The 11,804-nt window shown below is 45.8% G+C and carries 7 protein-coding genes; 4 read left to right on the plus strand and 3 right to left on the minus strand.

The window, feature by feature from the left end:
* Window positions 1–356: 356 nt before the first annotated feature.
* Entirely contained in the window at window positions 357–1,724 is a 1,368-nt protein-coding gene (locus Q7J27_04415) for a sigma-54 dependent transcriptional regulator (protein MDO9528387.1), read from the minus strand.
* Between the two features lie 319 nt (window positions 1,725–2,043).
* The gene (locus tag Q7J27_04420) at window positions 2,044–3,828 is read right to left on the minus strand and encodes an ATP-binding protein (GenBank protein MDO9528388.1); all 1,785 of its coding nucleotides are present in this window, start codon (window positions 3,826–3,828) and stop codon (window positions 2,044–2,046) included.
* 411 nt (window positions 3,829–4,239) lie between these two features.
* Between Q7J27_04420 and Q7J27_04425 the strand changes: the two genes are divergently transcribed.
* The 4 genes from Q7J27_04425 (at window position 4,240) to Q7J27_04440 (ending at window position 11,223) form a co-directional block, all read left to right on the plus strand.
* Entirely contained in the window at window positions 4,240–6,849 is a 2,610-nt protein-coding gene (locus Q7J27_04425; protein MDO9528389.1) for a ComEC/Rec2 family competence protein, read from the plus strand.
* A gap of 152 nt (window positions 6,850–7,001) precedes the next feature.
* Complete coding sequence (locus tag Q7J27_04430) at window positions 7,002–7,124, plus strand: hypothetical protein (GenBank protein MDO9528390.1); 123 nt, start codon at window positions 7,002–7,004, stop codon at window positions 7,122–7,124.
* Window positions 7,125–7,516: 392 nt separating this feature from the next.
* Window positions 7,517–8,512 carry a response regulator gene (locus Q7J27_04435; protein ID MDO9528391.1) on the plus strand — a complete coding sequence of 332 codons (996 nt, stop codon included), beginning with the start codon at window positions 7,517–7,519 and terminating at the stop codon, window positions 8,510–8,512.
* Window positions 8,513–8,712: 200 nt separating this feature from the next.
* The gene (locus Q7J27_04440) at window positions 8,713–11,223 is read left to right on the plus strand and encodes a PAS domain S-box protein (GenBank protein ID MDO9528392.1); all 2,511 of its coding nucleotides are present in this window, start codon (window positions 8,713–8,715) and stop codon (window positions 11,221–11,223) included.
* Window positions 11,224–11,230: 7 nt separating this feature from the next.
* Here the strand turns inward: Q7J27_04440 and Q7J27_04445 are convergent, their stop codons facing one another.
* A complete protein-coding gene (locus Q7J27_04445) occupies window positions 11,231–11,653 on the minus strand; it encodes a hypothetical protein (protein MDO9528393.1) in 423 nt (140 codons plus the stop codon).
* Window positions 11,654–11,804: the final 151 nt, after the last annotated feature.

Raw genomic sequence — 11,804 nt, forward strand, 5'->3', positions numbered from 1 at the left:
AGAAGTTAATGCTGTCCCGTATCAACTGGGAAATGGACACCCCCCTTTCCTTTGCCGTAGCCTTCAACCACTCCGCCTGTTGATCTTCAATTTGAATCTGTGTGCGTATCACAATAGATACCTCCATGATTACAACATTTACACATCATGATAACAGTGATGTGCGGGCACGTCAAGAGCAGAAACATGTCCAACGGGAGGGCGGGGAATTATACGTTCCCACGCAGGAGCGTGGGAATGAGAAAGAGACAGGCGAGCCGCCTGTCCTACGTGGTGGGTCGAGCGAGACGCCTGTTCTACCCCCGTGGTGGGTCGGGCGTCTCGCCCGACAGAGTCATTTTGGTGGGATTTACCTGCTATTTTATGTCCAGTTTCTCAATTCTGTAATTCAGGGAATCAAGGCTTATGTTGAGATATTTTGCGGCTTTCGTCTTTGAACCTTCAGCCTTCTGTAGCGCTTTTTCTATGAACTTCTTTTCGATCCTTGCGATCTCATCATTTAGATTTATGCCGTCGTCAGGGAAGTCGGCATCCAGAGCGGTGTCCCAGTCAGGTCTGCTGTTTTCTGAAAGGACAAGGTTCTCCGGCAGGATAATATTGGATGTCTCAAGAGTGACGCTTCTTTCAATGATGTTTTCGAGCTCCCTGACATTGCCGGGAAATCTGTATTCCATCAGAAGTTCCATCGCATAGGAGGATATCTTTTTAATCTCTTTCCCAAATTCTTTAGAATATTTCTCGATAAAATATTTAGTCAAAACGGGGATGTCTTCCTTCCTCTCCCTCAGAGGCGGAATATTTATGAGAATTACGTTGAGCCGGTAATAGAGGTCTTCCCTGAAACTGCCGTCTTTAACATTCTGCTCCAGATTTTTATTTGTTGCAGATATAATTCTTACATCCACCTTGATGTCCTTCTGGCCCCCTACCCTTCTGAACGTCTTTTCCTGAACGACTCTCAGAAGTTTTACCTGAAGAACGGGGGGGAGTTCGGCAATTTCATCGAGGAAGATAGTTCCACCACCGGCATTCTCGAAAAGGCCGGCTTTATCGGAATAAGCACCGGTAAAAGACCCTTTCATGTGCCCGAACAGTTCGCTCTCCAGAAGGTTTTCAGGTATTCCGCCGCAGTTTATGACAACAAGCGGTATATTTTTCCTGGGACTGTTATCATGAATAGCTCTGGCCACAAGTTCCTTTCCTGTTCCACTCTCACCCGTAATAAGGACATTTGCCGTAGTACCCGCCACCTTCTTGATGAGCGAATAGACCTCGAGCATCTCCCTGCTCTTCCCTATCAGATTTCCGAAACTTACGGCATCTTCCACACTTTTCATGAAGAGTGCATCTTCCTTTTTGACACCTTTCTTCTTCAACGCGTCACTAATTGTATCTTTGAACTCTTCGACATCAAAGTTTTTCTCAAGATAATCGTATGCCCCTTCCTTCATTGCGGCAACGGCAGTTTCTCCTGAGGCATAGGCGGTAATTAGAATAACCATGGTCTCTGGAGATATTTCCTTAATGCCCTTTAAAAAGTCGATCCCGCCTACTTTAGGCATCTTCAAGTCGGTGATTACCAGATCGAATGTATGGTTCCTGCAGAGATTTAGCGCTTCTTTCCCGTCACCGGCACTCTTGACATCGTATCCTTCTCTCGTCAACATTATATCAAGAAATTCTCTCATTCCTCTGTCATCATCCACGACAAGAATCTTTGCCATTTGCCTCTCCTGCCACCCTTCTAAATTTTTAACGGACAACCAAGTTCGTAAAAAGTCATAAATTGCATCATTTGTCATCCTGAACTCGTTTCAGGATCTCACTTGTTTCAGCATCTATTTATTTCAGTAAGTTAGAGACCCTGAATGATCCTGAAACAAGTTCAGGACATGATTTTGGGTGACAAAAAAAGACTTTTTACGAGACTGTTAAGTTTGTTTGCACGGACAAACAATACCGGATCAAGGTCCGGCACATGGTTTGTCCATGCCGCCCTTCTTGCTCCCTACTCCCTACTCCCCACTGCTCACTCCGTACTCCTTACTGCCTGCCTCGCGGCAGCAAAACCATACAGGATGTTCCTTCCCCTGGTTTACTTTCGATCCTGATTTTTCCCTGATGATTTTCCACAATCTTGTTTACTATCGCCAGCCCAAGTCCCGTTCCTTTTTCCTTTGTCGTGTAAAAGGGTTCAAACACCTTATCAAAATCTTTTTCTTCGATTCCATGACCGCTATCGCTTATTCGTATTTCGAGGTATTCTAATCCCCCCTTGCCCCCCTTTACTAAAGGGGGGATGTGGGTGCTTATACCCTTTACTAAGGGGGGGGTGTGGGTGCTTATATCCTTTACTAAAGAGAGGATGTGGGTGCTTATATCCTTTACTAAAGGGTGGATGGGGGGATTATTTTCATCAACAGAAACTGTTCTGGTGCTTATTTTCAGTTTACCCCCCTCCGACATCGATTGAAGGGCATTCAAAATCAGGTTCCAGATCGCCTGCCTTAGCTCTGTCATACTTCCATAAACGATTGCCTGACTACATGAATCTCTGGTTACTTCAATGTCTTGATACCAATCAGGACTGTGGCTAAGAGATTCAAGAACGTCATCTAAGATAACCTCAATATCAACATCCTCACGCTCAGCCGGATTCGGTCGTGCCAGAAGAAGAAAGCTTTTCATAAAGTTTTCAAGTTGATCCTTTCCCCTCAGGATAATTTGCATGAGCCTTCTATCGGTTTCACCCAGATCAAGGTCTCTTGCCAGCACCTGAATGGATCCTCCGATTGATGCGAGAGGATTTCTGATTTCGTGGGTAAGACTTGCCGCCATCTCACCGACAAGGGCAAGTCTTCTGTTTTTTTCAACTTGACGCTCCATCTCTCTAATGGTTGTCAGGTCCCGAAAGATTAGAATCTTTCCGATTTTTTCGCTACTGCTGTCAATAAGTGGAGAAATAGAACAACCCAGTATTTTACCCGAGACTTCCATTTCAAATCTGTTTACAGCGCTCTCCTGACTATTTGCATTGTTTATATTATTTGCTGTTGCGGGAAAGTTAGGGAAAATACTGTCAATTCTTTTATTTATAACTTCAGAATATGAAAGGTTGGTAATTTCTTCCGCTCCTCTGTTAAAAGATTTTATGTTTTCCTGATGGTCAATCGTTAATATCCCCGTATCTACAGATTCGATTATGCTTTTGTGTAACAGGTCAAGTTGATCAAAGGCGCTCTCTTTTTCCGCCAGGAGCTTTCTGACTTTCTTTTCCTGCTTAACAGCGAAGCTCGCCAGAAATGCAACGATATAAAAGGATACAATATGGGTAAAAATCCTCGAAAACACATACCCTGCGCTGTAATTGTAGTCAAAGTTGAAAGGATATATCGGGTGGATAAATCCATAATATTCCAGATCGAGGAGTGTACCGTAGAGTATAGCGCCGGCAGAGGCAAGAATAATAACCCCTTGTCTCGGCAGAAACAATACTGAGTACATGATAACCAGAGGATAAAAAATAGAGTAAACACTCTCGATTCCACCCGTTACATACACAAGGCCGGTTATAAGTGTAACATCGGCAAGGCTCTGCACATATATATTCCATTCGAGACTTTCGATAGTCTTTATGAGTAAAAGATATAAAAAGGAGAGAAAATAGGTTAATAATATAATAATGTAAACAGACGTGAGAGATGCTCCGGGCAGTGATTCTGTTCCCTTAAGCTGGATAAAGGCTGCAATACCGAGTAAAAAGGTAACCATTACAACCCTGAGAAACATCAACCACCGGAATCTTATGTCCATAAAATTACTTTTCATAATAACGCTGTCACCTTTATATAACGGGATGATGATAGAACCCAAAAATGACAATCTCGTAAAAAGTCGAAAGTGTGCTCTTTGTCATGCTGAACTTGTTTCAGCATCTAATTATTTCAGCAAGTTAGAGACCCTGAATGATCCTGAAACAAGTTCAGGACATGATTTTGGGTGACAGAAAAAGACTGTTTGCGAACTTGTCAAAAATAGACATATAAAATAAAGACTGTCCTCCCCATCCCGTAGGACAGCCGTCTCGGCTGTCTACGGCGATTCACCATTGTGGACAGGCGGGACGCCTGTCCTACTGTGTTGGAAGGGTCAATGTCTATTTTAGGGTAGAACAGCCACCTGTACATATTTGATATTAATGCTATAATACTTCAAAAATTAAATCCATTTAAAAATACCATGCGACGACCATTAATTCCCTTACTTGTTTTTCTGACGGCTGGAATAATCGTTGGTAATTTCACTTACTTGCCTAACCTGCCCGTAACGACATTTCTTTTAATATCCCTTTTTATCCTTCTGCTTGCAACTATCAAAAAGCGAAAAAACCTTACAATGAGTTGTCTTTTGATATCGCTTTTCTTCCTCGGCATTCTCAACATAAACCTCTTTCTTTATCCTGATCCCACACCTGTGAATATATGCAACTACGCTAACAGCAAAGATAAAGTTACAATCGAAGGGATAATCTCACAAAATCCTGTGGTATCACATGACAGGATTAATCTGGTCGTTGCAACAAACAAGGTTATAAGGGGCGGCATAATCGTTCCGGTTGAAGGAAAGATATTGCTTTCTGTGAAGGGTGGTCAAAGATTGCTCAAATATGGTGATCTGATACGGGTTAAAACCCGGCTTAAGATACCACATAATTTCAACAATCCCGGTGGTTTTGATTATGAAAAATACCTCGGTTACAGGGACATCCGGGTTCGGGGATCCATAGATAATCCGTTAAGCATCGTGGTTGTCAGGGAAAACCGGGGAAATTTATTTAAAGTAAAACTTGAAAAATTCAGGACCAGCCTTAGAAAACTTATCGATAAGGCCTCGCCCTATCCCGAGAGTAAAGTCTTGCAGGCATTGATCCTCGGAGAGAAGAAAGAAATTCCAAAAGATATCCAGGAAAATTTTAACCGAACCGGAATGTCCCATGTACTGGCAATATCAGGGCTTCACATCGGGATAATAGCATTCCTCTCAATTATTATTGTCAGATTCATTATGAAATCTTCGGAATATCTCCTTTTAAGATTTAACATCCTCAAGGTTTCGGCTCTTTTTGCCTTTATTCCTGTAATTATTTACGCATTCATCGCGGGTTTCGGCATCTCAACGGTAAGAGCCACCATAATGATACTAACCTTTCTGATTGCAATACTCTGCGGCAAGGAGAGAGAATTATTTAATACCCTGGCACTTGCAGCATTCGTAATACTTGTCATTTCACCTGGTTCACTCTTTGATGTTTCCTTTCAGCTTTCCTTTACCGCGGTTGCAGCTATTCTGTTTATAGCTCCACGGTTGTCTTCTCTGATTCCCAAAGGAAACCCTGATGAAAAATCCCGCCTTAAAAAAGCTCGATTAAGTATATTTTTTCTCATTGTCACATCACTCAGCGCGATGCTCGGCACTATCCCGCTGATTGCTTTTTATTTTAACAGAATATCAACAATCACCCTCTTTTCAAATATCCTGATAATACCGATTATAGGTTTTGTCATCCTTCCGCTCGGCATGGCAACTATAGTAACCTCCCCGATATCTACTTTACTTGCGACTCTATTAATAAAGATTTCCTCTTTTTTTGTCGGTGTTTCCATCTCGATCGTTAATTTTTTAGCAACATTGCCCTTCTCATCATTTTTTATCACCACACCGACCCTGATAGAAATCACCGCCTATTATCTCCTGCTGATAACGACAGTAAAGCTGATAGATCTCTGGAATGAAAATAATAGTCACAACTCCATTTTTTCAAAGGGGAAAATCCCCCCTAACCCCCCTTTAAAAAAGGGGGGGACACCTATTGACCCCCCTTTAGTAAAGGTGCTCACCTCTTGCACCCCCCCTTTTGTAAAGGGGGGCATGGGGGGATTTATGGCTCTCAAAATCGCTTTTGTTCTTCTCATTATATTCTTTGTCGCAGACGGGATCTACCTCCAGACAAAAGGGGCAAACACAGGACACCTCAAGACAACATTTATAGATGTAGGACAGGGAAGCTCTACACTCATTGAATTTCCGGAAGGTACAAAGATGCTTGTTGATGGCGGAGGTTTCTACGACGAAAGCTTTGATGTCGGCAGATACGTTGTTGCTCCATTTTTATGGCATGAGAGGATAAAGAAAGTGGACATCGTCGTCCTTACCCATCCCCAGTCGGATCACTTAAACGGCCTGATATATATCCTGGACAATTTCAACGTAAGGGAGGTCTGGTCAAATGGTGAGACCGCAGACACCAGGCCTTATAAAAAGTTTGCTGAAATAATAGAAAAAAGGGGAATAGCTCACAGGGTTGTCAGCAAGGATACACCCGAAAAAAGAATTGGCACGGTTACCATAAAAATATTAAACCCGGAAAACCCTATCATAAAATATGGGGACTCCATTCAGAAATTCGATGTTGTCAATAATAATTCCCTGGTCATGAAACTCACGTTTGGAAAGGTAAGTTTCCTCTTGCCGGCAGATATATCAGAACCAACCGAGTCACGTCTTGTAAGCGCCAACGTTGATCTCAAAAGCGATGTCCTTATGGCTCCCCACCACGGGGGATTTACATCAAGTACGCCCCCGTTTCTTGAAATGGTTCGCCCTGAAATTGTTGTCTTTAGCTGCGGCGCAAATATCTTCCGCCACCCCTATCCGGACGTGCTGGAAAGATACAAAACAATCGGCTCGAAGATTTTTAGGACGGATAGGAACGGGGCGGTTACAATAATAACGGATGGCGATAATATTTCAACGCGGGTGTTTAGGCTGAAGGCGGAAGGTAGAAGGTAGAAGGCTGAAGGCTGAAGGCTGAAGACTGAAGGTTGAAGGTAGAAGGTTTTTTCCTAATAGCCTTCAGTCTTCAGCCTAAACAACCTATAAACAGCCTTCAGCCTATTTTCCTTCAGCCTTCTACCTAACCAACCTGAATGCAGGCGGGTGGCATGGACAAACTCGTTTGTCCGTGCGTAACTACTCAGATTGTCAGGTTCAAGGTTCACAGTTTTTTCTCGGTTCCCACGCAGGAGCGTGGGAACGAGGAAGAATATTTCAACGCGGGTATTTAAAAAGTAGGGTGGTATTTTACATGCCACCGAAAACGGTCGGGTATAAAACCCGACCCTACGTCACTCGGCGTTCTCTGCGGTGAACCCTTATTTTCGATTGTATTTAAAAGGGTTATATGTTAATTGAAACTGTCTTAAGAAGACTTGTAACTACTAAGGTGGATAGACTGAAGGCTGAAGACTGTTAGGAAAAAGCGGGGATACTGCGAATTTTGAAGCCATGTCTGGCACAAGAATCTACCCCGCTCGCCTGAGCTCGCGATGGCGGGCAGGTGTTTCTCCGCCAAAGCACCGCAATCGCGCTCTTCTGACCCCTTCAGCCTTCAGTCTAAATAGCTTCAGCCTGACTACGTGAGTAGTTAACAAGATTCAAACAAAAAAGAAGGCAGTTTATGAAATCTCTCAGGATTCTTCTGGTTGAGGACAATCCCGATCATGCTGAACTGGCCAGGGGGGCATTGATGCGTGCAAAGGAGGGAGGCGAAGTTGTGTGGGTGGAATCGGGATATGATTGTCTGGAAAGACTCGCCGATGACTCCAAATTCGATTTAATCCTGCTGGATTACAGTCTCCCGGGGATTGACGGCATGGAGACTCTGGGGAAAATCAATAAGGCTGGTTACGATATACCAGTGATCATGGTAACGGGCCATGGGAACGAGGCGGTCGCCGCCGAGGCGATAAAAATGGGGGCGTATGATTATATTGTCAAAACGGGCGGTTATCTCACAGTGCTGCCCGTAGTGGCAATAAAAGCCTGGGAGAGTCACAGGACAGACAGAGAAAATGTGGAATTGAGGGAAAATATTGAGCAAAAATATCTTGATACTCTCGCGGTGTTGATTTCTGTAATTGAGACGAAAGACAGCTACACCAGCGGTCATTCCGAGATGGTGTCAAAGTATGCTTTTGCCATCGCAAAAGAAATGAATTTGTCTTCTGGAGAAGCAGAGCGCATCCGAACAGCGGGACTGCTTCACGATATCGGAAAGATTGCGATAGACAAAGAAATTCTCCTCAAAAACGGCTCTCTGACCGGTGAAGAAAGAAAAGAGGTTCAAACTCATTGCGAATGCGGCGTGAAGATACTCAGACCCGCGGCGTTTCTCGGAGAGCTTTTGCCCATTGTCCATCAGCACCACGAGCGTTTTGACGGAAAGGGTTATCCCCAGGGTATAAAAGGCGATGAGATTGATCTGGGCGCCCGGATACTGGCCGTAGCCGATTCCTTTGAGGCAATGACAAACGTCCGATCTTACCATCCCGCCATGCCCTTTGAAGATGCTGTGGATGAGATCAAAAAGCATGCCGGCACACAGTTCGACCCTGAGGTGGTGGAGGCGTTTTTAAGCGCCGTAAAAAAAGATAGGTGGAAGGTGGAAGGCTGAAGACTGAAGGTAGAAGACTGAAGGTAGAAGACTGAAGGTAGAAGACTGAAGGTAGAAGACTGAAGGTGGAAGGTAGAAGGTAGAAGGTTTTTTCCTAATAGCCTTCAGTCTTCAGCCTAAACAACCTATAAACAGCCTTCAGTCTATTTTCCTTCAGCCTTCTACCTTCAACCTAACAACCTCAACAGGAGTTTTTGCAAATGAAAAGAACATCCATAATCTGTATTGCCGCCCTGCTGCTGACAGCCGCGGGATCTCTGATTATTTACAGAAATCACCTTCAGGTTGAGGCCGACATAGTGGCGAGTTTCAGCGAACACCAGTTGACCCTGGCCATACTGATAGGCCGTGAGGCGGAACTGGCCGTGGATGGCGTCGGACACAAGCTGGTGGCAGTCTCGCAGGTATCCTCAATAATAAAAGAGGACAAAAAATGTCTGGCTGACATGAAGATGTTCTATGGCGATCTGAAAGAAAAAAACATAAACCTCCTCTTCCGCCTGGATGACAGGGGAATCCTCACGCACTGCACTCCGGAGGATAAGCTGAAAGGTGTGACAGGGAAAGATTTCAGCTTCAGGGAATACTTCAGGGAGGTCAAAAGGACGGGCAGGCCATATATATCCGGGATGCTCCTTGCCGGCGGCGAAAAATACGTGGACATTGAAGGCCGTTTCAATACGATTTTCATCGTTGTTCCACTTTATGATAATGGTAAATTTACCGGTGTATTAGGCGCGAGTATAGATTTTGTCTCAATGCTTGAGAAGAGCATACGTGTCGAGACGATGGGGGCAAAAAGAACGGACTACTGCTGGATAATAGATGATAGAGGGATATTTGTCTCACACCCGATAAAGGAGTTCATAGGCTTTAACGCCTTTGCCGTCAGGGAAGAAAGGGCTCCCGGCATCTCTTTTGAAGAGATAGACAGGATTATGCGGGAAAAGATGATGAGGGGGGAGTCAGGGACCGATGTGTATATCAGTGGCTGGCACAACGGGCAAAAGGGGGAAATCGAAAAGCTCATAGCCTATGCCCCCTTTTACCTTGGCGGCAGGCAATATTCAGTTGCTCTGGTGATTCCCGCAGCGGAAGTCACGCTAATGAGCAGGAAGAATTTCGAAAATACCCTGCTCACGATGGCGTTCATCATAGCGACAATACTCTCTGGCCTCCTGTACATCCTGGGCCTTGACCGGCGGCGGATTGAATCGCTGGCAAGAGAAGTCGGACTCGCAGAGGAAATAAAGGAATCGAGGGACTATCTCCGGAATCTCTTAGAGAGCGCCAATGATCTCATCTATACCATTGATATAAATGGTAATTTCACCTATCTCAATCCCAGGATCGAGGATTATGGATACACGCCCGACGAACTCCTGGGAAAGCGCTTCCTGACCATCCTGACCGAAAAGCATCGTGGAAGAAGGTTTGAAAAATCTATCCGGGAAAAGATCCGGCAGGGCTACAACATGGAAGTCAAGACAAAAGAGGGCGCGATCAGGATCTGCCGTATCAGCACCTCCCCCCTAATGGATCAGGAAGGCGCCGTTATCGGCCTTATCGTCACGGTCAGGGATATTACGGAGCGTGAACAGGCAAGGGCGGAGATCATACACCTCAAGGAGTACAGCGAAAAGATCGTGGCCAGCATCCCATCCTCACTCCTGGTGCTGGATGAAAAGCTGAACATAAAATCGGTCAACCGGACGTATCGGGAAACAAGGGGGATCGGGGACGAGGATGTGGTAGGGAAAAACATCAAAGAGGTGTTCCCCGGCGATCTCCTGAAAGAAGGGGGGCTCCTTCAGGCCTTTGATGAGGTGATGGAGACCGGGGAGCCTCGCCGGCTCTATGGGGTAAAACACGCCTCCTCGGATCACCCGGACAAGATCCTGAACATCACGGCAAGTGGTATCCGCCGTGCAGAAGAAGAAGAAGAAGAAGAAGATATCATCCTGGTCATAGAAGACGTCACCGAAAGGGCAAGGCTGGCGGAGGAGATACGCAAAAAGAACAAGGAGCTGGAGAGCTTTGTCTATACCATATCCCATGACCTGAGGGCGCCTATCGTCTCAGTTCAGGGCTTCTCCTCGATTCTCCTTTCCGATTTTCAGGACGTCCTTCCCGACACGGGAAAAAGATACCTGGCGCGTATCCAGGCCAATATTAGACAGATGGAGATTCTCATTGACGATCTTCTTGAGCTTTCGAGGATCGGCAGGGTGGCCGGTGCTTTTGAGGATGTCCCTTCAGCGGAGATAATCAGAGACGTCCTGAGTGTTTTCGGCCCACAGTTGGAAAAAACCGGCATAAAGGTGAATGTGTCGGACTGCCTTCCCGTCATCCATTGCGAAAAAACGAGAATATTTCAGGTCTTCGAGAACCTGATCCAGAACAGCATCAAATATATGGGAGATACTGAAAGTCCGGTGATCGAGGTTGGGTGCAAAAAGACGGACAGGTTCCACGAATTTTACGTAAAGGACAACGGCATCGGCATCGATCCGGAATATCATCAAAAGATATTCCAGATATTCCAGAGGCTGAAGGAGGTAGACACGAAGGGGACGGGCATAGGCCTTGCCACCGTGGAAAGGATTGCTGAGATTCATGGCGGTTCGGTCCGGGTGGAATCGGAAAGGGGCAAAGGGGCGACCTTCTATTTTACGGTGGGGATAGGTGGAAGGCTGAAGGCTGAAGGCTGAAGGGTTTTCATATAAACATGACAGGCGCCAGGCCGAGCTTATCGGCAAGATCATACTCGCTAAATTTCTGAAGCTCTCCCCTGCCGGATTTGAAAAGTTTATAGATGAAGCTGAAGGAGCTCCCCTTTTCAATGCCCTGTTTGAAAAGGGCGCTATTGTTGCCCGACGGCTTGCGGGAGCCGAAAAGGCCGCGTCCCGTGACGGAGTGAGCCGTGACGCTGTCGGAATTATCGGACGCGCCCGGTATTTCACCGTCCGCTACCGTCACCCCGGTTTTGGGAAGGAGTATCTGTTCAACGGCGATCCCCGCCTCCTTGAGAAAGAAGGGGGCATGGCCCTGATGCGGAAGTTGAGGCTCATAACTACCAGAAACCGGATCACCCATGAGATTTTGAACGCCGTTTTTATGCGCCAGAGGGATTATTTTCATTCGGGAAGCCCCCTTGACCTGAAACCCCTGAGCCGTGCGGAGCTTGCCCTGGCAATAAGGGCCGGCAATGGGGCGGATCCTGTAATTGACGCCAGCAGGATATCGAGGTTCATTGACGGCAAGACCGTTGTCGTCCCCTCCGGTGGGGAAA

It is taken from the genome of Syntrophales bacterium (assembly GCA_030655775.1).
Lineage (GTDB): Bacteria > Desulfobacterota > Syntrophia > Syntrophales > JADFWA01 > JAUSPI01.